We start from the raw sequence: 25,825 nt of genomic DNA on the forward strand, positions 1-25,825 counted from the left end.
CGCTGTCTGCCGTGTCAGTGGATGCGCATTATAGGCAGCTTAAGATTTAGTGCAAGCGCTTTTGTGCAAAAAAATGATCTTTTTACGATCTTTTATGCCTTTTAGCACTTAACTACACGATACACACTATTTACCCCCAAAGTTATCCACAAAGGCTTTATTTTGTTGGTATTTTTTAGACGCTAGAAACAATAAAGGCAGCGTGTATACGCTGCCTTTATTCACAATGAATTTGATAAATTAACTGAGTTTACCGTGACATTGTTTGTACTTTAGACCTGAACCACATGGGCATGGATCATTACGACCAACCTTTTCACCATCACGAACAACTGTTTTTGGTGCTTCTGGTGCTGACTCTTCTGATCCACCTGTGAGTGATTCAGCAGCTGCGTGTTGATAAGCATGTTCAATCTTAGCTTCTTCCTCACGACGGCGCTGTTCCATTTCGTCGACATCTGATTGTGCTTGTACTTGCACTTTCGACAATACGCTAATGACATCATTTTTTAATGTCTCTAACATTTGTTGGAATAACTCAAATGACTCACGTTTATATTCTTGCTTTGGATTCTTTTGCGCGTAACCACGTAGGTGGATACCTTGGCGTAAATGATCCATCGCCGCAAGATGTTCTTTCCATAGGCCGTCAAGCGTTTGAAGCATGACTGCTTTCTCAAATTGGCGTAGCACTTGTGCGCCAACCATTTGCTCTTTGGTTTGGTAGGCTTGTGTCCAAGTATTAACAATACGCTCACGCAATGTTTCTTCGTGAAGGTCTTCTTCTTTATCTAACCATTCTTGAATGGTGAGTTTAAGATTAAATTCATTTGATAAACGTTGCTCTAAACCTGGAACATCCCACAACTCTTCTAATGATTGTGGAGGAATATATTGATCGATAACACCAGCTATAACATCTTGCTCAATGTTTTTAATGGTGTCTTCAATACTTTCTGCATCCATTAATTCGTTGCGTTGAGCGTAGACTACTTGACGTTGGTCATTTGCCACGTCGTCATATTCTAGAAGTTGTTTACGAATATCGAAGTTACGTGCTTCAACTTTACGTTGAGCATTTTCGATAGCGCGCGACACCCATGGATGTTCAATCGCTTCGCCTTCTTCCATACCCAGCTTTTTCATCATGCCCGATACACGGTCTGATGCGAAGATACGCATTAAGCTATCTTCCATAGATAAGTAGAAACGTGATGAACCCGCATCACCTTGACGACCAGCACGACCACGTAACTGATTATCGATACGGCGAGATTCGTGACGCTCTGTGCCAAGGATGTGTAAACCACCGGCGGCAAGTACTTCATCATGACGGATTTTCCAATCAGCTTTAATTTTAGCTTTTTGCTCAGCCGTAGGATTGGCTAACGCTTCGATTTCCATGTTCCAGTTACCGCCTAATACGATATCTGTACCACGACCAGCCATGTTAGTTGCAATGGTTACTGCACCTAGGCTACCGGCTTGGGCAACAATCTCTGCTTCTTTTTCATGGAATTTAGCATTCAGTACGCTATGTGGAATTTTAGCCTTTTTCAATAATCCATTAAGCAATTCTGATTGCTCAATTGACACAGTACCAACCAATACCGGCTGACCGCGTTCGCGACAACTTTCGATATCTTTAATAATGGCGGCATATTTCTCAGCTGCGGTCAGATAGACTAAGTCAGCCATATCATTACGCACCATTGGGCGGTTTGTTGGAAGTACTACCGTATCTAAACCGTAGATGTGTTGAAATTCGAATGCTTCGGTATCTGCAGTACCAGTCATACCCGCTAGCTTTTCATACTGACGGAAGTAGTTCTGGAAAGTAATAGACGCTAGTGTTTGGTTCTCATTTTGAATTTTAACACCTTCTTTCGCTTCTACGGCTTGGTGTAATCCTTCTGACCAACGACGACCAGGCATTGTACGACCTGTGTGTTCATCAACAATGATGACTTCATCGTCTTGTACAATATAGTCGACATCTTTTTCAAATAAGGTGTGCGCACGTAATGCAGCATTAACATGGTGCAGTAACGAAATGTTAGTTGCCGAATACAGTGAATCGCCTTCGGCAAGCATGCCTTTTTCAATTAGCAATAATTCGACTTTTTCTTGACCACGTTCAGTTAGATGAACCTGTTTACCTTTCTCATCGATGCTGTAGTCGCCATCACCAATTTCGTCTTCGGTGTCTTCTTTATCTTGACGAATTAAGCTTGGGATTAACAAGTTAATTTTAGTGTAAAGCTCAGAGCTATCTTCAGCTGCGCCAGAAATAATTAATGGTGTACGTGCTTCATCGATTAAGATTGAATCGACTTCGTCAATCAGTGCGTAGTGCAGTGGACGTTGTACACGTTCTTGCGGTGAAAAAGCCATGTTATCGCGTAGATAATCAAAGCCAAATTCGTTGTTAGTACCATAAGTAATATCTGAATTGTAAGCTTCTTTCTTTTCAAACTGACCTAGTCCGGCTACGTTAATACCTACCGTTAGACCTAAGAACTCAAATAATGGGCGGTTGTTTTCGGCATCACGACGGGCTAAGTAGTCGTTGACGGTAATGATGTGTACACCCTTACCTGTTAAACCGTTAAGGTATGCTGGTAATGTTGCCGTTAAGGTTTTACCTTCACCGGTTCTCATTTCAGCAATACGGTTACTGTCTAAAACCATACCACCAAGCAGCTGAACGTCGAAGTGACGCATTTCAAATACACGCTTTGATGCTTCACGAACTACAGCAAAGGCTTCTGCCATGATGTCATCAAGAGTTTCACCGCCGTCAAGGCGCTTACGAAACTCTTCAGTTTTAGCTTTCAATTCGTCATTAGATAACTTTTCATAATCCGCTTCTAATGCATTAATTTGGTTTACAATTTTTCCGAGACTTTTCAGGGTACGGTCGTTGCGACTTCCGAATACTTTTGTCAGTAGTTTGCCTAACATCTTAATCACTTATCTGTTGTAGGTTTGGCTCATTTGAGCGCATTAACCGTTAATATTATTAACTTGCTTTGCGGTAGACGTACTTTTGTGGATCGATTCGCTGTTTACCGCGCAACACTTCGTAATGCACATGGGGGCCCGTTGACCGGCCTGTGCTTCCCATACAGGCAATTTTATCGCCTTTGGCAACGACGTCACCTACGTTTACTGACAGAGATTTATTATGACCATAACGAGTGCGAAGACCATTTCCATGATCAATTTCGACTAACTCACCATATCCAAACATGCTTCCTGACCATGTTACTACGCCTGCTGCAGTCGCAATAACATCTGCCCCTTCTTTACCGGCGAAATCAATACCTTTATGCATTGTTCGGCGGCCATTAAAAGGGTCATTTCGTAAACCATAGGGCGAAGATAACCAACCTTTCTTGATTGGTCGCCCTGATATATAACGCTCTTCATCTATATGGAGATTAGATGCCACTGTTTCAAGTAGTGATAGCTGAACATTATTATTATCAATTCTGAATGCCAGCTTATTCATTTCATCCATAAGCTGACCTAATTCGACGCCATTACCTATTTCGCTTAAGCCACCGATGCCTACTTCTGCTGAGAAGTCGAATTGATCATCAAGAAGATTGTTTTGCGCAACTTGTTGGCCTAGGGCTTCAAGTCGGGTAATTTTGGCTTGCATTTTCGCCACATGAGCAACAAGAGTTGCCAGTTGGGTTTCGGTGGCATTTTTGAGTTCTAACACTTGTTGCTTTTGCTGTTGACGCAGTTGTTTGTTTTCGTCAACTTTAGCCTGTTGGCTGGCAAATCGCTCTGTGTTGTATTGATATATTCCTGTGCCTGTGGCCATTAGAATAATAGGTAAGAGTAACCAACGCTTGCTGGGTTGCCAACGTGTTACACCATTTCGACCTTGGATAAAAACTGTTACACTCATAGCCTAATTCAGCCATCTTATTATCATATGAAAAAGCCCCCTCAAGATCTCAGCAATTTAGTTCATTTGTCAGGGCGACTACCTGAACTTGCCGAGAAAGCAGAACTATTAAATAGTCTGAATCAATATGTAAAACAGACATTAACTGGTCCTGTGGCCGAGCAGCTTAAAGTTGCCAATCTCCGCCAGGGTGTTCTTGTAATTGAAACCACTTCAGCAGCATGGGCTGCGAGAATTAATTTCCAAAAGCAGAAGCTATTACTACAGCTTCAAGTTGACACGCTTCCGATGCTTACCGCTATTGAGGTAAAAGTCAATCCTGGGCTTGCCTTAGCGAGACCAAAACCCACAACTAATCAAAATGCAATTAGTTCAACTGCGGCACAACATATTGAAGCATTAGCGGAGCATGTCGATGGTACGCTAGGTGAAAAACTAAAACGGCTGGCTGCATTAGCCAGCCGTAATAGGCAATCTTAACGGTTAAGCGTGCGCCAGCGCACCCGGAACCATGAAGCTGACGGGAACATCAGCCTCTTTGTCAAAGCTAACAAGTTCCCATGCATCTTGCTGGGCAAGTAACGCTCTCACAAGTTGGTTGTTAAGTGCGTGACCGGTTTTGTATGCCGTAAACTCGCCAACAATGGCATGACCTGCAACGTACAAGTCACCAAATGCGTCGAGAATTTTATGCTTAACGAATTCGTCTTCATAACGCAGACCATCAGGGTTTAATACACGATATTCGTCAAGTACAACGGCATTTTCCATGCTGCCACCTAGTGCAAGGTTATTTGCACGTAGGTATTCAATATCACGCATAAAACCAAATGTTCTGGCACGACTAATGTCTTTTACAAACGCTGAAGTCGAAAAATCCATAATCATGTGTTGTTGACTACGGGCAATTTCAGGGTGAGCAAAGTCAATTTTAAAATTAACTCTAAAGCCTTTAAACGGTTTTAGCTCTGCCCATTTGTCACCATCTTCAACACGCACAGGCTTAGTGATTTTAAGGTATTTTTTCGGTGCCGCTTGCTCTTTAATCCCTGCACTTTGCAGTAAGAACACAAACGGGCTTGCACTGCCATCCATAATCGGGATTTCTGGTGCATCGACTTCGATAATGGCATTATCGATACCTAAGCCGGCAAGTGCTGCAAACAAATGCTCAATTGTTGAAATTCTAATACCAGCATCATTGACTAAGGCTGTACACATGGTGGTTTCGCGCACCATATCCGCCTTGGCTGGAATAGACACAGCGGGGCTAAGATCGGTACGTTTTAGTACAATCCCTGTATTTACTGGTGCGGGCATAATGCATAGAGTCACTTTATTGCCAGAATGCAATCCGACTCCAGTGCTCTTCACCATTTTTTGAACAGTTCTTTGAAAAATCATTCAGTAACCCGTAAATATCAATATTAAACAAATAGTTGCAAAAACAGCCCAAGACTATCATGCAGATCTGGTATGACATGCTATCATAAGTTTGGATTTTCACAAAAAAATCACTAACTCAGTAGCAAAATCGTGAACCGACCTACAAAATAATCTTTTTCACAACAGCGTACTCATTAATCACGCAAAACATCACGTTTTATCCGAGTTTTAGTCAGCCTGCTTACGCAAGAATGCTGGAATATCAAGATAGTCAGCATCTGGACGTTGAGTTGGTTGTGGCTGTGGAACTGCGTTTCCTTTTGGCGCTGCGGTATAGCTAGTTTGAGGTGAAACCTCTTCAACTGGCTCTGGGCGAGGCTCAATGGCAACGGGTTCTGGACGTGCAACTGGCTTAGAAACCAATTGAATGTCTGGTTTTTTCTCTGCGCCAATACCGGTTGCAACAACCGTTACGCGTAACTCTTCGCTCATTTCTGGGTCAATTACCGCACCAACAACCACTGTCGCATTATCTGATGCGTAAGCTTTAACATGGTTACCCACAGTTTCAAGCTCTTCGATACTGATATCCATACCGGCAGTGATGTTAACTAACACGCCACGCGCACCAGCTAAATCAATATCTTCAAGTAATGGACTGGCAACAGCTGCTTCTGCGGCTTCTTCTGCACGGTCGTCACCAGTAGCAACACCGGTACCCATCATGGCATTACCCATTTCTGACATCACGGTTTTCACGTCGGCGAAATCGACGTTAATTAAGCCAGGACGAGTAATCAGCTCTGCAATACCTTGAACCGCACCAAGCAGTACGTTGTTAGCTGCAGCAAAAGCATCAAGTAATGATGTGCCACGGCCAAGTACTTTAAGCAGCTTTTCATTTGGGATCGTAATTAACGAATCCACATGTTTAGCTAACTCTGCAATCCCTAGCTCAGCATATGCCATACGCTTTTTGCCTTCAAATGGGAACGGCTTAGTTACAACTGCAACAGTTAAGATGCCTTCTTCGCGTGCAATTTCTGCAACAACAGGGGCAGCACCAGTACCGGTACCACCACCCATACCGGCTGCGATAAAGATCATGTCAGATCCTTTAATCGCTGCGCGGATGTTTTCGCGATCTTCTTCAGCTGCTTGGCGACCCACATCTGGGTTTGCGCCTGCGCCAAGCCCTTTAGTGACATCACGACCCAGCTGGATTGTTGAACCCGCGCTTGATTTGCGTAATGCCTGGGCATCTGTATTTGTGACGATAAATTCAACACCTTCGATGCTGTGTTTTACCATATGTTCGACGGCGTTTCCGCCACCACCACCGACGCCGATGACCTTAATCACCGCTTCGTCTGAATGAGTGTCCATGATCTCAAACATTGTCTGATCTCCGTATGTCTGCGTTATTAAAATTCACCTTTAAACCAACTTTTGACCCGATTCAAAAAGCTGGTAACCCCTTGACGCTCAGGTCGCTCAAACTGACGTTCGATAACTCGCCTTGCGCCATAATGAAGCAAGCCTATTCCTGTTGAGTAAATAGGTTGATCCACATATTCGTATAACCCTTTTACAGGCAATGGTGATGCCACACGAACTGGCATACCAAATGTTGCCTCGGCAATGTCAACTGCACCTGATATTGAGGACGTACCTCCGGTGAGCACTATGCCTGCTGCAATTTGGTCTTCTAACCCACTGTCTTGCAGCTGCTTGAGCACAAGCTCAAACAATTCTTGGTATCTTGGCTCGACTACTTCCGCCAATGTATGTCTGGACATACTGCGCGAAGGACGACCGCCCACTGACGGAACTTCAATGCTGTCTTCGCGGCTCACCGTTGAACTTCTTGCGCTGGCAAATTGCACTTTAATTTGCTCAGCATGTGTTAACGGTGTTCTGAATATTTTGGCGATGTCGCTGGTGACTTGGTTGCCCGCGACTGGGATAACCGCACAGTGACGTAATGCGCCGTTGGTATATACAGCAATATCGGTTGTTCCACCACCAATATCGACAATACATACGCCTAAATCTTTCTCGTCATTGGTCAATACAGAGTCTGCCGACGCAATTCCAGAAAACACTAAGTCGTCGACTTTTAAACCACAACGTTCAACACTTTTAGTGATGTTCTTTGCCATGTCGTTTGCACAGGTCACGATGTGTGCTTTGGCTTCCATGCGCATGCCCGACATACCGATTGGGCTTTTAATGCCATCTTGCACGTCGATTGAGTATTCCTGCGGTAACACATGTAAAATACGGCGCTCTGTTGGTATTTTTACCGAACGTGCCGTGTGAATAACATTGTCGACGTCTTCTTGTGTGACTTCTTCGTCATTAATTGACACCATGCCATTTTCGTTTTGGCAAGCAATGTGCTTACCCGAAATACTCAAGTACACTGACGATACTTGGCAATCTGCCATTAGCTCGGCTTGATCTAATGCGCGCTGTACACTGCGTACAATCGAGTCAAGATCATTAACACCGCCTTTGTCCATTCCGCGTGAAGGATGGTTACCTAAACCAATGACACTAATCTCACCATCAGGTAATACTTCACCAATGATCACTGCGACCTTGGATGTCCCTATATCTAGCCCCACGATGAGGTTTCTTTCCTGATTCTTGGTCATTTATTGTCGGCTCTCTGTTTTGGATCATCCCAGCCTACTGCAAACCCGGTATCGTATCGTAAATCAACGGTTGCAACTGGTTTATTACTTTGCTTCAAAGTAGGATACACATTAATAAATCGTTGTATCCGTGACATTTTATCTTCTCGCCCTAGTTCAATCTCAATCCCGTTAGCTAACACAGCATGCCAAGCGTGACGTGGACTTAAGCGCAAATTAACTAAGGTAAAACCATTAATTGTGAGCAAATCATTTAACTGCTGAAAACTGGTTAATACTTCTTGCTCTGTCCCTTCTGGGCCAGATAACATGGGCAAAGTCGCATGCTGTGCATGAGCTAGCGCTTCAAATACTTCACCATTTACATTTAACCAAGCCGTATTATTCCAATGTGCTACGGCTTGCTGTTCTTGCAGTGTGACTTTAAATTTTGCTGGCCACTCGCGTCTTACTGAAGCATGATAAACCCACGGCAATGCCTCTAATGCTTTTTGTATATCGACAACATCTGCGTTAAAAAAGCTGTTTTGCATTAACGATTGCAGCGCATTTTTAATCTCGTCATCGGTGGTGTAAATCCGCTCACCTTTAAGCGCTACCGCCTCAATAGGCAGGGCGTCTGCGTCATTGAGCAGGTTATGAAGCTGAAAACCACCCCAAGCAATTGTGCCGAGCACACTCAACAAAAACAGTACGCCAGTGCAAAAATACCAATTTACACGAGCTAGGTTATGTTTTAGTTGGCGCCCTTTATCGCTCCACGACACCTTAGTTCCGCCTCTGACGTTGTTCCGGAGTTAGCCCCAAAAGATCGGCCATTATATCGACCAACCCTTACGGATTAAAGCTCGATTTTTAAACGCAACAATTGACGATAAATCAATCATTTCCTTGTTCTTCTTTCTGCACTTTAAAGCCTAGTTCGCTGATGGCTAACTCTTTCGATAATGCCCCGATATTGCCTGCACCTTGGGTTAAAAATAAGTCCCCTTGTTGCAATACATCGGGTAACACGGCAGCCAGCTGATCTGGGCTAGCCACAAAAATGGGGTCTACCTGTCCACGCAAACGAATTGAGCGACATAAAGCTCGTCCATCGGCACCAGGGATCGGCGCTTCACCGGCTGCATAAACATCAAGTAGCAACAAGCTATCGACTTGCGATAACACATCGACAAAGTCTTCATATAAATCACGTGTACGGCTATAACGATGCGGTTGATACGCCATAACGAGGCGTTTATCTGGCCAACCAGCACGCGCCGCTTTAATCGTTGCCAGCACTTCACTTGGATGATGACCATAGTCGTCGACCAACATGACATTACCATTAGGAGTCGCAAATTCACCTAGGTGCTGGAATCGACGGCCAATGCCTTCAAACTCTGCTAACGCTTGTACAATCGCCTCATCGTCAATGTCGTCTTCACTTGCAACCGCTATCGCCGCTAACGCATTGAGTACGTTATGTTGCCCGGGTAGATTAAGCACAATGTCTAAATCATCTTTTGCATGACGTTTAACGGTAAAACTTGACTGATGACCGTTTTGAGCAAAGTTAATCGCTTGTACATCGGCATCGTTACTAAAACCATACGTTACGACTTGGCGGCCAATGCGCGGCATGATCTCGCGGATCACTTCATCGTCAATACACATCACGGCGACGCCATAAAACGGTAAGTTATGTAAAAAGTCGACAAAGGTGGTTTTTAACTTTTCAAAGTCACCACCATAGGTATCCATATGATCGGCTTCGATATTGGTTACTACACTCACCATAGGCTGCAAGTGTAAAAAGCTTGCATCGCTTTCATCCGCTTCAGCAATCAAATAACGGCTTGTGCCTAACCGAGCATTAGTGCCTGCGCTGTTGAGCAGTCCACCAATCACAAAGGTTGGATCGCGCTCTGCCTGACCATACACACTGGCTATTAAACTGGTGGTTGTGGTTTTACCGTGAGTACCCGCAATAGCAACCCCATGACGATAACGCATCAGCTCCGCCAGCATTTCAGCACGGCGAACAATCGGGATACGTAACTCTTTGGCGGCAATAATTTCAGGGTTTTGCGGGTTAATCGCAGTCGATACCACCACAACATCAACATTTTCGACGCTCTGTGCCTGATGGCCAATAATAATCTTGGCGCCAAAACGCTGCAGACGTTCTGTTACACTGTTTACCGCAATGTCAGAACCGCTAATTTGATAGCCTTCGTTAACTAATACTTCGGCAATACCACCCATGCCAGCACCACCGATGCCAACAAAATGTATGCGCTTGATCCGTCTCATTTCTGGGATCATGCTACGAAGCTGTGCGTATCTTTCTGTCTTAGTCATTTCAACCCTTTGTTGCTACTGAGGCGCAAATATCTGCAACTCGTTGAGTGGCATCTAACACTGCAACGCCTCTGGCTTTACGGCCCATTTGGGCTAGTTCTTGTCTATTTTCAGCAAACAACTGTAATTTCTCTGCAAGGTTGTCTGCATTTAAAATCGTTTGTGGCAATAAAAAGCCTGCGCCAGCGTCAACCAATACCGACGCATTGACGGTTTGATGGTCATCGACAGCATGTGGGTATGGCACCAAAATACTCGGAAGCCCAACCGCTGCAAGTTCAGATACGGTTAACGCGCCTGAACGGCAAACTACGACATCTGTCCAACGGTAAGCCGCTTCCATATCATCAATAAATTCAGCGACATTAACCGTGTCTAATTGGCCTAATTGCTGATAACTGGCTTTAACAGCAGTGTGATTGTTTTTACCCACCTGATGCCACACAGTAATCGAATGATGTTTACTTAAATGAGCGACAACGGCTGGCATCACATCATTAAGTACTTTGGCACCTAAACTGCCACCTACCACTAATATTCTTAACGCATCGACCTGGGCTGTTTTGGTTTGATCGCCTAATGCGATAAGTTCTTGGCGAATAGGGTTTCCCACCACCTCTACATTAGCGACATCACTGCCAAAGGTATTAGGAAATGCACACAACACTTTTTTGGCGATTTTAGACAACAATTTGTTGGTCATTCCAGGGATAGCATTTTGCTCATGCAATACCACTGGCACCCCAGATAACTTACCCGCTACACCACCTGGCCCGCTGGCAAAGCCGCCCATACCTAAAATGACATTCGGCTTAAAATCATTGATCACCGCTTTGGCCTGAATAATCGAACGAATAATCTTAAATGGCGCCGCTAATTTACGGATTAACCCATTACCACGAACGCCTTTAATGTCGATAAACTCAATATCAAAGCCATGCTGAGGCACTAAACGCGCTTCCATACGATCGGCTGTTCCCAACCAACGTACCTGCCAGCCTTTTTCTGCTAAATGTTTTGCCACGGCCAAAGCAGGAAACACATGCCCGCCAGTACCGCCAGCCATCACCAAAATACGTGGAGAACGACTTACATTGCTATTCATTAACTTGTTCTCCCTTGAACAGCTTGCACTAAACTCAGCCGGCGCTCGTAATCAATTCTCACTAGTAGCATTACTGCGGCGGTCATGACCCATAAACTACTGCCACCATAACTAATAAACGGTAATGTTAGCCCTTTAGTCGGCAACATCCCGATACTCGCCCCCACGTTAACCACAGTTTGGAAGCACACCCAAATACCCACACCGTATGCCACATAACTTTCAAATGGGCGTTGCATTTTTAAACACAAATTGCCTAGCCTAATGGCTCGAATCGCCACAAAAAACAATGCAAGTAACACCATAATGATGCCAACAAAACCGAGCTCTTCACCGATAACCGCAAAAATAAAGTCAGTATGCGCTTCTGGCAAATAAGCTAACTTCTGAATACTGTTGCCTAAACCTTGGCCAAACCAATCACCACGGCCATACGCCATTAACGATTGAGTTAGCTGATAACCACTACCAAATGGGTCTTCCCATGGGTCCATAAACGAGGTGACTCGTCGCATACGGTAAGGCTCAAACAATACCAGCAGCACAAAAGTCACTACGCCAAGTAGAATCAGTGCCATAAAGTCGATAATTCTAGCGCCAGCCAAAAACAATAAACTTACGGTACACACAAACAACACCACCACGGTACCTAAGTCAGGCTGCAATAAAATCAGTAATGCAAACAAACCGTATACACAAATGGGTTTAATAAAGCCCTTACGGTTTTCGCGTAGCTCACCATGGCGCCGAACCAGATACCCAGCCATGTACACAATAAATATAAACTTGGCCATTTCAGCTACTTGGATACGTATTGGGCCAACTGACAACCAACGTTTTGCCCCATTAACCGAGGTACCAATAAACAACACTGCAATCAGTAAAACCAGTACCCCGAGCATTAGCATTCCGCTGTTTTTTTCCCAGTAACTGACATCAAACTTCAGCACCACAAACGCTATCGCGATACAGCCAATCAAATAAAATATATGGCGATACATAAAGTGAAACGGGTCGCCGGTTAACTTGGTGGCCTCTGGCATTGACGCCGACATCACCATCACAAACCCAAAACACATCAACCCAACAATGGCGACTAAAAAACTACGATCATACAACTGCATTCCTGGGGCACTGTCATCAGACAACAATGACGGTAACGCCCACTTTATGCCTTGCCTAAACAAGCTAAGCTGCTCGTTACTCGCCATCAGCTAACGACTCCACACATTGCTTAAAGTCATCACCACGAGCCATAAAGTTTTTATACATATCTAAACTGGCGCAAGCAGGCGACAACAATACAATGTCTCCTGACGATGCAAGCTCTGCCGCTTTTGCCACCGCCTCGGCCATGTTGCTAACCGTTAAAGAGCTCTCTTTTAACTTGGCAATTTTAGGACCATCACGCCCTAGGGTTATTAGCTTAGTGATATTCTCAAGTGGCGCTGCAAGCGGACTAAAATCACCGCCTTTACCATCACCGCCGGCAATTAAATACAAGTCACCGAGATGCGAATTAAGCCCTTCTAATGCCGCCACTGTTGCGCCTACATTGGTCGCTTTAGAGTCATTGATATACGTTACACCTTGCTTTACACCAACAAGTTCACAACGATGGCTTAAGCCTACAAAATGGGTGGCCACTTCAACCATTGACTCTTTCTCTACGCCACAGGCATAGGCTAACGCCATTGCCGCGAGTAAGTTCGCGTGGTTATGGCTACCAATAAGCGTGACTTCATTTAAGTTAACAATTTCACTATCACCGTGGAAAATTTTGCCGTCACTTAAGCCCCATGCATCACCTTTTGGAACACCTAAACAAAAGTGATTTTGGTTCATTGGCTCCAGCGGATAGGTGAGCTCATCATCAAGGTTATACATCACAAAACGGCTTTGTGGATACAAGCGTAATTTAGCTTCACGGTACGAATTTAAATCACTGTAACGATCCATATGGTCTTCACTAATGTTTAGACAGGTCGCCGCAATACAATTTAACGAGTGCGTGGTTTCAAGTTGAAAACTCGATAGCTCAAGAACAAAAAATTCAGTGCCTTGGCTTAATAAGTCCAGTGCTGGCGTACCAATATTGCCGCCAATGGCCACAGAGATATCGGCTTTTTTCAGCATTTCGTACACTAGCGTTGTCACGGTTGATTTACCATTAGAGCCGGTAATACCTACAACACAAGGTTTGCGGTCGGCAATTTCACGGGCAAATAACTCCACGTCGCCAATGACCTCAATCCCCATATCGAGTGCTGCGCGCACTTCTGGTGTATCAACAGGTACACCTGGGCTAATAATAATCTGGCTCGCTTGAACTAAATATCGGCAATCAAAGCCACCGGCAATTAATTCAATATCAGCAAACTCTTTGGCCAGCGTTTCAGCTCCCGGAGGGTTACGACGGCTGTCCATGACCAAAGGTTTAATGCCTTTAGTTGCTAAAAAACGCACGACTGAAAGCCCTGTAGCCCCCAACCCTAAAACGATGTGCGTGTAACGAGTTTGCATAATATCTACCTTAATAATTGCTTAGCGTAGTTTTAGAGTCGCAAGACCTAATAACACTAAAAACAATGAGATAATCCAAAAACGAACAATAACGCGCGGTTCTGGCCATCCTTTTAGCTCATAATGGTGGTGAATAGGCGCCATGCGGAAAATACGTTGCCCACGTAGTTTGTATGAACCGACCTGTAAGATCACTGACACGGTCTCCATTACAAATACGCCGCCCATAATCACTAACAAAATTTCTTGGCGAACTAAAATAGCAATAACGCCTAATGCAGCACCTAATGCCAATGACCCAACATCGCCCATAAAGACTTGTGCAGGGTATGTGTTAAACCATAAAAAGCCTAAACCCGCACCGACCATAGCAGTACACACAATCACCAACTCACCGGCTAACGGTAAATGTGGCAGGTGCAAGTAACTGGCAAATTGCGCATGGCCAGATAAATAAGCAATTAATGCAAACGCGGCAGCCACCATCACGGTCGGCATAATAGCCAAACCATCTAAACCATCAGTTAAGTTCACTGCATTACTGGCGCCCACAATGGTGAAGTAAGCCAGTACAATAAACATAAAGCCAAGTTGCGGCATAACATCTTTAAAAAATGGCACCACAAGCTGCGTTTCACCGCCCATAGTTGACGAGCTGTATAAAAACACGGCCACGACGATTGCTGCGATGGATTGCAACGCATATTTCCAACGCGCAATCAGTCCTTTAGAATCTTTTTTAACCACTTTACGGTAATCGTCAATAAAGCCGATTACCCCAAAACTGCCTAGCACAAACAAGGTGACTAACACGTAGCGATTCGATAAATCCCCCCACAGCAGCACACTAATAAAAATACCTGCCAGGATTAAAATGCCGCCCATTGTTGGCGTGCCGCGTTTACTAAAATGCGACTCTGGGCCGTCATCACGAACAACTTGACCAATCTGAAGCATTTGCAGACGCTTAATTAAAATTGGGCCCCACCACAAACTAAACACTAATGCAGTCAACAAGCCCAAAATAGCCCGGAACGTTACATATGAAAAAACGTTAAACCCGCTATAAAATTGGGTTAAATACTCGGCTAGATAAACCAGCATCTACACTAACTCCCCACGCCCAAAGGCATTCAATAAACTGTCGACAACCCGCTCCATAGCAGCGCTGCGAGAACCTTTAACTAAAATAGTCACATTGCCTTCAACATCTTTGAGGTGTTGTTGTAATGCGACAATCAATTTGTCTTGTGCTGAAAAATGCTCGCTACCAAATGCCTCGCTGGTATGGGCCGAAAGTTGGCCGCAACAAAATAATGACTCAATTGCTGCATTTTTCGCCTGCAATCCAACGCTGGCGTGCAAAGGGGCAGCATTGTCGCCTAATTCCCCTAAATCTCCCAGCACTAAACAACGATAATCATCACGTTGTTGCAACCAATTAATGGCCGCACTGACAGAAGTGGGATTTGCGTTGTAACTGTCGTCAATTAACAGTATCCGCCCGAGCTTATGCGGTTGCATACGCCCTTTAACGGGTTGCAATAACGCAAACCCTTGTGCGATAACATTCAGCGGGACATTTAGCGCAATACACATAGATGCGGCCGCTAATGCATTGCTCACCTGATGCAAGCCAGCAAGCGGTAATTGCACCTCTGCGTGTTGGTTACTGTACGTTAAAGTAAAGCGACAACAGCCATTATCATCAGCTTCAATCGCGCTCGCTTTCACTTCCGCATTGATGTCTGCCTGGCGAGAAAAACGTAATTGCTTATGCCCTTTAGAGCGTTGCAACATAAACTCAGCATATTGATCATCTGCGTTAATAATTGCTGTGCCATCTTTGGCTAAATGATTAAAAATTTCTGATTTTGCTTGTGCAACTCCATCTAATGAGCCAAAGCCTTCAAGATGTGCACTACCAATATTGTTCACTAATGCCACTTGCGGTTGCACTAATGATGAGGTGTAATCGATTTCACCGCTGTGGTTGGCGCCGAGCTCAAACACGCCGTATTCATCACCTTGAGTTAACCGCAACAGCGTTAAAGGCACACCAATTTCATTATTAAAATTACCGGCGGTAAATAACACCTGGTGATGCTGCGATAAAATCGTCGCTACCATTTCTTTCACGCTGGTTTTGCCGTTTGACCCCGTCAACGCGACACTAATGGGCTTAACATGTTGACGCACAAGTGCGCCAATGTTGCCCATGGCTTTTTGCGTGTCTGCAACCACAATTTGCGCGACATCAAAAGGTAAAACATGATCGACAAGCAAGGCTAGCGCACCATTATCAACCGCCGTTTGAGCAAAATCATGACCATCAAAGCGCTCACCTTTTAACGCAACAAATAAGCACTTTGTGTCTATCTTACGGCTATCGGTACTCACAGCTGAGATTGTTTGGTCTTTACCGTGCAATTGAGCTTGTAAGTGCTCAGTAATTTGAGCAAGCGATAAGCTGATCATAATTCGTCCTTAGACAAAGCAAGTGCTAAAGCGCGCTCATCATAATCGATACGTTGGCCTGCGACTTCTTGATAGGTTTCATGACCTTTACCGGCAAGCAATACGATGTCATCTGCTTGTGCTAATGCTGCTACACGGGTAATAGCTTCAATACGGTCAACATGTGTTAGCACATTATTAGGTTGGCTGATGCCTTGTAAAATATCATCGATAATGGTTTGAGGGTCTTCACTACGCGCATTGTCGCTAGTGATCATCACCTTGTCTGCAAACGCCTCTGCGGCTTGTGCCATTAATGGGCGCTTACCTTTGTCACGATCACCACCGCAACCAAATACGCACCATAAGGTCCCTTTGCAGTGTACGCGCAATGCTTTAAGTGCTTGCTCGATGGCATCTGGCGTATGTGCATAATCAACCACCAGAGTGGCTTTATTAGCAGCAGAAAAACGCTCCATTCTACCGGCTACTGGCACCAAACTTGGCATCACCGCGAGCATGGAGATCATCGACATGCCTTGCAAATACAAGGCTGCAATGGCTGCGACTAAGTTTGATAAATTAAACGCGCCCAGTAAGGGTGATTCAATGTTAGCCGATAAGCTGCTTCGGCCATTTAGTGCTGGGTAATGCAACACAGCACTCACGCCTGCATCATGGTATTGCACATCGGTACAATAAAAATCGGCACTGGTATCGCCTTGAATACTGAACGATTTAATCTGACGATTAGCGAGCTCAGCAAACCATTTAGCTCCTGTGGCATCATCGATGTTAATGACACCGTGTTTTAAGCTAGGAAAATGAAATAAGCGTTTCTTTGCTGCAGCATAGGCATCCATATCACCATGGTAATCAAGGTGATCGCGGCTTAAATTGGTAAATATTGCCGTTTCGAAGGGAGCTGCCTCTACACGGCCTTGCACTAGGCCATGGCTCGATACTTCCATGGCACACACTTCTACCCCTTGAGCATTAAACTCGGCTAATTGCTTCATTACGGTAATGGCATCGGCCGTTGTATTACCACTGTCTACCAATTGTCCCCATACACCATTACCTAAGGTGCCCATAACGGCCGCAGGGTGTCCGAGCAAGTTAACAATTTGTGCAATGATTTGGCTAACTGAGGTTTTACCGTTAGTGCCAGTAACACCAATTAATGTCAGCGAATGGGTATGAGTTGCATAAAACTGTGCTGCTACGGCAGATAGCTGTCGGCCTAGTTGGAAAAAATACACCAAGGGCACTGAGTATTGTTGTGTATCAACTACACCATGTTGTTCAGGATCATCAGTATGAATTAATATTGCAGCGGCGCCTGCATCAATGGCTTGCGCAATATAATGGCGACCATCCACTTTATGACCCGGTAGCGCGACAAATAAACTGCCCTTGCTAACACTGCGGCTATCAAGGGTTAAATCGTTTATCGACTCTACCCCTGCGTAATGAAACCAGGGCGCTAGAAGATCATTTAATAACATCATGCTGCGCTCCTTGCGCAGTGGCTAAATGGATAGCCTCTCGCTCTGAAATTGGCTCAACATTCAGCATTTGCAATGCCCCAGACATAATTTTGGCAAAAGCAGGACCCGCAACATCGCCGCCGTAATATTTGTCGCCTTTAGGTTCGTTAATCACCACAGAAATCGCTAAGCGAGGATTATGAACGGGCGCAACACCGGCAAATAATCCAACATAATCATCACCATAACCACCCGCTACCGCCTTACGGCTAGTACCGGTTTTACCCGCTACGGGATAACCGTCAATATGGGCCTTTCTGGCTGTGCCGCCGGTTTCAGTGACGCCTACCAGCATTTGCATTACATCTTTAGCGACTTGAGTGGAAATGACTTGTTCGCCTTTAGGGGCTTGTTTTAGTTTTAAAATAGACACCGGGTATAACATGCCACCGCTGCCGAGTGTGGCGTACATTCGCGCAATTTGCAGCGGTGTTGCGGTAAAGCCATAACCAAATGATAAGGTTGCACGTTCAAAGTCAGACCAGCGGTTGCGGTCATGAATTAACCCTGCGCTTTCGCCAGTTAAATTAATGCCTGAATAGTTCCCTAACCCCATTGACTGATAGGTACCCAACAATTGCTGAACTGGCATAGATAACGCCAATTTACTGATGCCTACGTTACTTGATTTTACGAGAATTTTTGCCAGCGACATGTCGCCATAATTATTAGAGTCGCGCACCTGACGACCACCAATTCGCATCCAACCGGGCGAGGTTTGAATTAATTCATTGGATTTCACCGTACCCGCTTCTAAAGCTGCAGCAACCACAAACGGTTTTACAGTAGAGCCGGGTTCAAAAGTGTCGGTTAATGCGCGATTACGCATGCGGTGAGTTTGAAGGTTGTCGCGAGAGTTTGGATTATAAGATGGCGTATTGGCCATTGCTAATACCTCACCCGTATTAACGTCAATCACTACGACGGAACCTGATGTCGCTTGATACATTTCTGTGGCTCGTTTGAGCTCACGGTACGCTAACTGTTGAATTCGTTGGTCGATACTTAATACCAGATCATTTGAGCTTTCGCCCTCTTGCACCATATCTAAACGCTCAACAACACTACCGTCGCGCGACTTTCGTACTTTTTGTTTTGAGGGTGTGCCAGTAAGCCAAGTGTTGTAGGTATTTTCAATGCCCTCAATACCTACGTCATCAATATTAGTAATACCAATAAGTTGAGCTGCAATTTCACCGGTGGGATAGTAACGACGAGATTCTGATTTAAGATAAATGCCGCCAATTTTAAGTTGCTCAATATAATCAGCTACGGCAGGAGTCACTTGACGCTTTAAATACACAAAGCGCTTTTTAGGATTGCCTTTTACTTTACGAACGAGATCATCGACTGGCTCTTGTAAAACATCAGCAAGCGCTTGCCAACGACGCATATCTTTAAACGCATCTTGATCAAATGCATGTTTGGGGTCGGCCCAGACAGCACGAACCGGCACACTGACCGCTAACATGTCACCGTTACGATCGGTAATTAAACCACGCTGCACCTGATTACTGGTGGTACGCAAGGTGCGCATATCGCTTTCGTGGCGAAGTTTGTCAGGCTCAATAATTTGAATATAGGCGGCGCGAGCAATCAGGCTGCAAAATAACAACAAAACGAAGCCAACCACAACGTATAAACGCCATGGTATCAGTTCGTGATTTAGTTTTCGTTTTGCTTGTCTAGCCATAGTCCCTATGCTCACTGAACTCGAATAATGACTTCCTCTTTAGGAAGTGGTCGAGCCATATTAAGTTCTTTTATTGCCATTCGCGTCACACGACTGTGTTCAGACTGCGATTGTTCTTCTAATAGTAAGTTGCGCCATTCAATGTCTAGCCTATCCTGCTCTTGCAGCAATTGATCCCATTGAGAGGTCAATTGCCGTGTTACATGGCTGGTGTAAACCACCACAATGCCATTGGCGACAACCAGTAAACCTAACAGCACAATCCATTTATGATGCCAGAGGTCGAGCAACACAATCCGAGGTAAACTTAATGGTGATTGGCTCACATTATCCTCGGTCTTTAATAATCTAAGCGCTCAGCAACTCGTAACACCGAGCTGCGAGCACGTGGATTTTGTTCTAATTCTGCTTCCGAAGGCTTCATCGCCTTGCCAACAGCTTTTAACTTGCGTGATTTATTGATCTCAGCTTCTGTGATGGGCAACCCATGCGGGACACTTTCACCTTGGCTATGACGACGAATAAAACGCTTCACCATGCGATCTTCTAATGAATGAAAGCTGATAACTGACAAGCGTCCTTGTGGTGCAAGTACCGTTAACGCACCTTCAAGTGCTTGATCAATTTGCTCTAGTTCGCTATTTATATAAATTCGAATAGCCTGAAATACCCGAGTCGCAGGATGTTTATTACGCTCTTTGTTTTTAGTAATACGCGCAATTAAATCGGCTAAATCTTTGGTGCGTAAAAACGGTGTTTTTTCTCGATCGGCCGCAATACAACGGGCAATATGTCGTGAATTTTTTTCTTCGCCATAGGTTTTAAACACCCATGCCATGTCTTCTATTTCAGCGCGCGCAATCCACTGTGCTGCTGTTTGACCTTGGCTATTGTCCATGCGCATGTCTAACGGGCCATCGCGTAAAAAGCTAAAGCCACGCTCGGCATCGTCTAACTGTGGTGACGACACCCCTAAATCAAGTAACACACCGTTAATTTTGCCAGTAAGCCCGAGCTCTTCAACATACTGCGCTAACTGACCAAAACTACCGTGCACAATTTGAAAACGTGAGTCGTCGGCAAACTGTTTTGCGGCTTCAATCGCTTGTGGATCGCGATCAATGGCAATCAATCGACCATTAGCACCTAAATGACTTAATACATGACGAGAATGTCCACCACGGCCAAAGGTGCCATCAATATAGATACCATCACTTTGGATATTGAGACCCTCTACCGTCTCATTCAGTAATACAGATAAATGGGCAAACTCTTGGCTCATTGCTTTTATTAACCTTATTGGTCGCTACAGTGAAAAATGTGCCAGACGTTCATTGCTGGCTAAATCTTGGCTATGGATAAGCTCATTGCCATCATCCATTTGTTGCTGCCAAGCTGACTCTTCCCACAGTTCAAATTTATTCAGTAAGCCCACCAGCATGGTTTTCTTTTCTAAGCTGGCAAAACTTCGCAAAGCCGGTGGGACCACAATGCGCCCGTGGCTGTCGAGTTCACAGTCTTGTGCGTGACCCAGTAATTTTCGTTTAAAGGAGCGTTCAAGTGGATCGGTATCAGAGAGTAATCTCAGCTTTGCTTCAATTTGCTCCCACTCGTGCAATGGGTAAATCAACAAACAGGCGGCATTAATGTCAACGGTAATAATCACTGTACCGGCATGCTCCACACGCAACGCGTCACGGTATCTCGCAGGAATTGCGATCCGTCCTTTAGCGTCCATGTTAATAGCACTGGCACCTCGAAACACTTTATTACACCCTTTTTGTTAGCATTTGATCCACAATGATCCACTTTTTCCCACAAATGCTAAGTTTAGGGACTCAAGGCAAGTGTTGTCAAGGGATGAGCAGATATATTAAATCCAGACGCCAAGCGGGTTAGCAGCAAATTGATCTCAATCAGGAGGAATGACAAAGCCGTCTGTAAAAAACAGCTAAAAATCAGGGTAAATGAGTTAAACCAGAGACATAACGCTCATTTTATCGACGAAAATAACCGAGGTTCTTTTGATTAAAATGTGTTAATTCTTTAAATAGTCCACCTTTAGATTGAATTATGAGCCTGTTAGTAAGGGACTTCTCCAGATTAAAACTCACAAATTATCGATCTGGATCGATAAAAGTGGTTAAAAAAACATTCTCATATGGTTGATATCAGGTACTTACAGGGTATGAATAGGTATCAATTTTATGCTCGGTAACAATATCCCCCCTCTAAAATGCTTATGGTATTAACGTCGAAAAACGATATTAGCCCAGCTACAGTAACAATTTCCTGACAGCACCATACCTGTCCCTCTCAACGTCAAGGGCAGGCATTTTATCAATTCAGCTTGTAATCACAGTTAATTATTCTTAATGCCGATAATAGCGCCTGTTGTTCTTTCAAAGTTGTTTTACTGTGAATGGCTCATCATGACTCACATCAATAAGACCAAGATGAATTATGATTAAATTTTAGCCTAAAGGTGCCGATAACAAGTATAGTTAATGGTATATACCTGATCTTTATATCTGCACGGGAGGGCGCGACATGAGTATTGATAGCATTTATGCCATGCTCGCTAGGCCTGTGCGTGCCGTCAGTGAGCATCGTCGAATTGTTGAGCAGGTAAATAGGACTAGTGCGATAAGTGCTGACAGTCATGAAGCACCACAATCACAGTTACCGCCACATATTACCCACAAGCCTGTCATCCACAAAAAAACATTAGTACGTAAAGAACGTCGCTCAAAATTACGCACTATAGATGACAAGAAAAACACCGGCAGCCGCTTAAGAAGAATGGATACTGACGAGCGCTTCTCCACTCGAGGAGAAACCGCCAGTCAGCATATTGATATAGAGGTATAGTGAAAGGGTAATGATTATTGCGGGTTACTGTTAGGACTAACTTGAGACACAGCTTGCTTCCAGCCGGCGTAAATCTCAGCTCTGTGGTCATGATCCATCGTGGAAATAAATTCACGCTCCGTCGATAACATGGCTTTCAATTGATCTGTAGACTCCCAAACACCTACCGCTAGGCCGGCTAAAAATGCAGCGCCCATACCGGTAGTTTCGATCACTAAAGGACGAATGACTTTCGCCCCAGTAATATCTGCTTGAAATTGCATTAAAAAATCATTTGATACCGCGCCACCGTCAACGCGGATTTCTGTTAATGGCACATCCGAATCTTTACTCATTGCATCCAATACATCACGAGATTGATACGCAATAGCTTCAAGAGCAGCACGAATAATATGATTACGATTGGCGCCACGAGTCAGCCCAATAATCGCTCCGCGAGCATCGGCGTCCCAGTATGGCGCTCCTAACCCAACAAAAGCAGGCACTAAATACACGCCATTAGTGTCATCTACTTTTTCGGCAAAGTATTGAGTGTCGCAAGCGTCAGCAATTAAGCCTAGCTCATCGCGCAGCCATTGAATTACCGCACCGCCCATAAAGACTGAACCTTCTAGTGCGTAATTGACTTTAGCATCCGCACCAATGGCCACTGTAGTTAATAACCCATGTGTCGACTCAACGGCCTTCTCGCCGGTATTCATCAGTAAAAAGCACCCTGTACCATATGTATTTTTAGCCATACCAGGTTCAATACAGAGTTGACCGAATAACGCCGATTGTTGATCCCCTGCCATCCCTGCAACAGGCACATGGTTGCCAGCAAGTTCGGTATAACCGTATATGGCGCACGACGGTTGTATGTCTGGCAACATCGCCGGCGGGATGTCAAAGAGTTCCAGCAGATCCTTGTCCCACTCTTGAGTGTGAATATTGAAAAGCATGGTACGCGATGCATTAGTTGGTTCGGTGACGTGCACTTCGCCCTGGGTAAGCTTCCACACTAACCAGGTGTCTACAGTGCCAAATAACAAATCACCCGCTTCGGCGAGCTCACGCGCACCTTCAACATTGTCTAAAATCCATTTAATTTTTGAAGCCGAAAAATACGGGTCTAATACCAGCCCCGTTTTTTGACGTACCATATCTTCAGCGCCTTGCGCTTTTAGTTGCTGACAAATACCTTGGCTACGACGACATTGCCACACCACGGCATTACATATTGGTTTACCGGTATGCTTGTTCCAAACAATCGTGGTTTCGCGTTGATTCGTAATCCCAATGGCTGCGACATCATGACGACTAATCCCTGCACGGGTTAACACTTCCACCAACACTGAACTTTGCGACGACCAAATCTCCATCGGGTCATGCTCTACCCAGCCCGCCTGAGGATAATGCTGAGTAAACTCTTTATGCGCAACGGCAACAATATTTGCTTGGTGATCAAACACAATCGCACGAGAACTGGTTGTGCCTTGATCTAACGCGACAATGTATTTTTTAGCAACCATCTGATTTCCTATATCATTTTTTTATGATTATTTTTATATGATTTATCTGCTTAATTAATCAATGTGACATCCTACATCGACATATAAATTTAATGCAAGTATTAGTCGGTACTTCACATAAATGTTCATGCTTTGTAATTGTGCAGTAGCTAGATCCATTTATTCAATAATAACAAAAGCCCCACATAATGCGGGGCTTATTTAAAAATCCTTGGTTCAAACAACAAACAGATTACATTTTATAGCTAACCTGTAAACCTGCTAACCATACATGGCCTGTCGCTTCACCAGTATACCCAACGGAAGCTAAGCCCAACAAATCCTGAGTTTCAGTAATAGGTGCATCGCCGTGCATGCGGATATAAGTCACAGCAAGGTCAATATTCAGGTTTTTAGATACTTGATAGCCGGTACCCATGCTAAACCATAAACGGTCAGAGTCAGGAATCGTAGTTGTACGGTGTTCATCGTCTACTGCAGTTTTATCAAGTGCGACACCGGCACGTAATGTCCACTGATCATTCACAGTGTATGTGCTACCAATCGAATACCGCCAGTTGTCTTTAAAGTTCTCTTCTTTGACAACATCTGACTCAAGATCGCCAGTTGGTTTTACATCACCAGGAAAGTAAGCGACAAGCTGATCAAACACGCTCCATTCAGTCCAGTTTACGCTACCGTGCATTGCCCAGTTATCGGTCAATTGATGATAAGAAGCCAGTTCAGCAAAAGCTGGGATTTCAATCGGTAAGTAACCATCAATTTCAACATCTTGGCCACCGTCATAACTCACACCTGCAGCGCTACCATCAAGCTCTAACTCAACACCACTGTGATAAGCTAATCCGATACGGTGATGCTTATTAATCTGCCAACTTGCACCCGCTTTCCAGCCGTAACTAATGTCATCACCTTCCATCGATTTTAACTCAGTTCCTGCTGCAGGTAACTGCTCTGCAATGTTTGCAGGTACATTCGGGTTGGCTTTAATCGCATCAATCCAAGATGGTGTTGTCGCGCTAATTTCACCTTCACCATAGACAATACGCAGGCCCGCTCCCACAGTAAATTCATCGTCGATACGATAAGCAATGTTTGGATTAAACTCCACTGTGGTGATAGAGGTGTGATTACCAAAAATAGCCGCGGCGCTGGTTGAATCTATCTCAGTCGCTAAACCATAGTTTGAGTTAACCGCAAGACCCCAGGTCCATTGATCGTTTAATTGATTAGAGTAATAAAAGTTCGGTACCAGAGCATCGTCTGCTACATCAATCGCGTTAGCGTCAATGACAATAGCATCTGAGCCCAGTAATGAAGATTCAATGCTAACGTCGCCCAGTACATCAATATCAGGCATAACATAAATCCCACCAGCAGAAAGCTGACGGCCTTCGAGGTAAGATAGCATTGCAGGGTTACGCGCTTGAGTTGAGGCGTTATCTGCTATGGCGGCTTCACCCGCAAATGCACGGCCTAAACCGGTAGCTGAAGATTCGGCAAGTTGAAAACCTGCTGCGTTGACTTGAGTTGTTGCCCCAAAGACAATGGCACTAATGGCCAATGTTAACACTGTTTTTTTCATTATCATTCTCTGTGCTGTAGATTCATACTGCTTAAGTCGGCTTCAATAGAGCAAAAGCTCGACTTAAATGAGAGCATAAGTGTACTGATCCAAAACGGCTTTGCAACTAGCCGAGAGCTCGAGATACCCATTGAAATGTGCAGATTGAAACTGTGATCCAGTGCACCATTTGTCATTTACGAGATCGATTTGAACTGAAAAAAAATATAAGTGTGC

The 25,825-nt window shown here is 44.6% G+C and carries 21 protein-coding genes; 2 read left to right on the forward strand and 19 right to left on the reverse strand.

Translation table 11 applies throughout. The annotated features are described in order from the left end of the window. Positions 1-240 precede the first annotated feature (240 nt). Together secA and IEY42_RS16640 are read right to left on the reverse strand one after the other, a co-directional pair. The gene (gene secA / locus IEY42_RS16635; RefSeq protein ID WP_188926387.1) at positions 241-2,964 is read right to left on the reverse strand and encodes a preprotein translocase subunit SecA; all 2,724 of its coding nucleotides are present in this window, start codon (positions 2,962-2,964) and stop codon (positions 241-243) included. Between the two features lie 58 nt (positions 2,965-3,022). Then, positions 3,023-3,922, reverse strand: coding sequence for a M23 family metallopeptidase (locus IEY42_RS16640; RefSeq protein WP_188926389.1), 900 nt, complete (start codon positions 3,920-3,922; stop codon positions 3,023-3,025). 27 nt (positions 3,923-3,949) lie between these two features. On the opposite strand from IEY42_RS16640, the gene IEY42_RS16645 reads away from it, so the two are divergent. Next, a complete protein-coding gene (locus IEY42_RS16645; protein WP_188919454.1) occupies positions 3,950-4,402 on the forward strand; it encodes a DUF721 domain-containing protein in 453 nt (150 codons plus the stop codon). A 3-nt stretch (positions 4,403-4,405) separates the two neighbouring features. Here IEY42_RS16645 and lpxC read toward each other — a convergent pair whose 3' ends face one another. The 15 genes from lpxC to mraZ all read right to left on the reverse strand — a co-directional run bounded on the left by lpxC (position 4,406) and on the right by mraZ (position 21,407). Continuing rightward, entirely contained in the window at positions 4,406-5,326 is a 921-nt protein-coding gene (gene lpxC / locus IEY42_RS16650) for a UDP-3-O-acyl-N-acetylglucosamine deacetylase (RefSeq protein ID WP_188926392.1), read from the reverse strand. A 210-nt stretch (positions 5,327-5,536) separates the two neighbouring features. Next, positions 5,537-6,706, reverse strand: a complete 1,170-nt coding sequence (gene ftsZ, locus IEY42_RS16655; RefSeq protein ID WP_188926394.1) for a cell division protein FtsZ — start codon at positions 6,704-6,706, stop codon at positions 5,537-5,539. A gap of 26 nt (positions 6,707-6,732) precedes the next feature. Next, a complete protein-coding gene (gene ftsA / locus IEY42_RS16660) occupies positions 6,733-7,968 on the reverse strand; it encodes a cell division protein FtsA (protein WP_101088499.1) in 1,236 nt (411 codons plus the stop codon). Further along, on the reverse strand, positions 7,965-8,735 hold the full coding sequence (locus tag IEY42_RS16665) for a cell division protein FtsQ/DivIB (protein ID WP_188926396.1): 771 nt from the start codon (positions 8,733-8,735) through the stop codon (positions 7,965-7,967). The genes ftsA and IEY42_RS16665 overlap by 4 nt, the downstream gene beginning before the upstream one ends. 112 nt (positions 8,736-8,847) lie before the next feature. Continuing rightward, positions 8,848-10,314: a UDP-N-acetylmuramate--L-alanine ligase gene (gene murC / locus IEY42_RS16670; protein WP_188926398.1), complete on the reverse strand. Its 1,467-nt coding sequence runs from the start codon at positions 10,312-10,314 to the stop codon at positions 8,848-8,850. A 1-nt stretch (position 10,315) separates the two neighbouring features. Next, complete coding sequence (gene murG / locus IEY42_RS16675; protein WP_188926400.1) at positions 10,316-11,419, reverse strand: undecaprenyldiphospho-muramoylpentapeptide beta-N-acetylglucosaminyltransferase; 1,104 nt, start codon at positions 11,417-11,419, stop codon at positions 10,316-10,318. Next, positions 11,419-12,630 carry a cell division protein FtsW gene (gene ftsW / locus IEY42_RS16680; protein WP_188926401.1) on the reverse strand — a complete coding sequence of 404 codons (1,212 nt, stop codon included), beginning with the start codon at positions 12,628-12,630 and terminating at the stop codon, positions 11,419-11,421. Before ftsW ends, murG begins: the two co-directional genes overlap by 1 nt. Next, entirely contained in the window at positions 12,620-13,942 is a 1,323-nt protein-coding gene (gene murD / locus IEY42_RS16685) for a UDP-N-acetylmuramoyl-L-alanine--D-glutamate ligase (protein WP_188926403.1), read from the reverse strand. Before murD ends, ftsW begins: the two co-directional genes overlap by 11 nt. A 21-nt stretch (positions 13,943-13,963) precedes the next feature. After that, entirely contained in the window at positions 13,964-15,046 is a 1,083-nt protein-coding gene (gene mraY, locus IEY42_RS16690; RefSeq protein WP_188926405.1) for a phospho-N-acetylmuramoyl-pentapeptide-transferase, read from the reverse strand. After that, complete coding sequence (locus tag IEY42_RS16695) at positions 15,047-16,420, reverse strand: UDP-N-acetylmuramoyl-tripeptide--D-alanyl-D-alanine ligase (RefSeq protein WP_188926407.1); 1,374 nt, start codon at positions 16,418-16,420, stop codon at positions 15,047-15,049. After that, the gene (murE, locus tag IEY42_RS16700; protein WP_188926409.1) at positions 16,417-17,910 is read right to left on the reverse strand and encodes a UDP-N-acetylmuramoyl-L-alanyl-D-glutamate--2,6-diaminopimelate ligase; all 1,494 of its coding nucleotides are present in this window, start codon (positions 17,908-17,910) and stop codon (positions 16,417-16,419) included. Before murE ends, IEY42_RS16695 begins: the two co-directional genes overlap by 4 nt. Continuing rightward, the gene (locus IEY42_RS16705; protein ID WP_188926411.1) at positions 17,894-19,642 is read right to left on the reverse strand and encodes a penicillin-binding transpeptidase domain-containing protein; all 1,749 of its coding nucleotides are present in this window, start codon (positions 19,640-19,642) and stop codon (positions 17,894-17,896) included. Before IEY42_RS16705 ends, murE begins: the two co-directional genes overlap by 17 nt. 11 nt (positions 19,643-19,653) lie before the next feature. After that, positions 19,654-19,968, reverse strand: coding sequence for a cell division protein FtsL (gene ftsL / locus IEY42_RS16710; protein ID WP_188926414.1), 315 nt, complete (start codon positions 19,966-19,968; stop codon positions 19,654-19,656). Between the two features lie 14 nt (positions 19,969-19,982). After that, positions 19,983-20,924 (reverse strand): 16S rRNA (cytosine(1402)-N(4))-methyltransferase RsmH, encoded by a 942-nt coding sequence (gene rsmH, locus IEY42_RS16715; protein WP_188926416.1) that lies wholly within the window; start codon positions 20,922-20,924, stop codon positions 19,983-19,985. A 24-nt stretch (positions 20,925-20,948) separates the two neighbouring features. Continuing rightward, positions 20,949-21,407, reverse strand: coding sequence for a division/cell wall cluster transcriptional repressor MraZ (gene mraZ, locus IEY42_RS16720; RefSeq protein WP_188919483.1), 459 nt, complete (start codon positions 21,405-21,407; stop codon positions 20,949-20,951). Between the two features lie 785 nt (positions 21,408-22,192). Here mraZ and IEY42_RS16725 point away from each other — a divergent pair. Next, on the forward strand, positions 22,193-22,513 hold the full coding sequence (locus tag IEY42_RS16725) for a hypothetical protein (RefSeq protein WP_188926418.1): 321 nt from the start codon (positions 22,193-22,195) through the stop codon (positions 22,511-22,513). Between the two features lie 14 nt (positions 22,514-22,527). Here the strand turns inward: IEY42_RS16725 and glpK are convergent, their stop codons facing one another. Then, positions 22,528-24,024: a glycerol kinase GlpK gene (glpK, locus tag IEY42_RS16730; RefSeq protein ID WP_188926421.1), complete on the reverse strand. Its 1,497-nt coding sequence runs from the start codon at positions 24,022-24,024 to the stop codon at positions 22,528-22,530. Between the two features lie 232 nt (positions 24,025-24,256). Continuing rightward, the gene (locus tag IEY42_RS16735) at positions 24,257-25,609 is read right to left on the reverse strand and encodes an outer membrane protein transport protein (RefSeq protein WP_188926423.1); all 1,353 of its coding nucleotides are present in this window, start codon (positions 25,607-25,609) and stop codon (positions 24,257-24,259) included. Positions 25,610-25,825 lie beyond the last annotated feature (216 nt).

Origin of the sequence: Shewanella algicola, assembly GCF_014648035.1 — a bacterium.
GTDB lineage: Bacteria > Pseudomonadota > Gammaproteobacteria > Enterobacterales > Shewanellaceae > Shewanella > Shewanella algicola.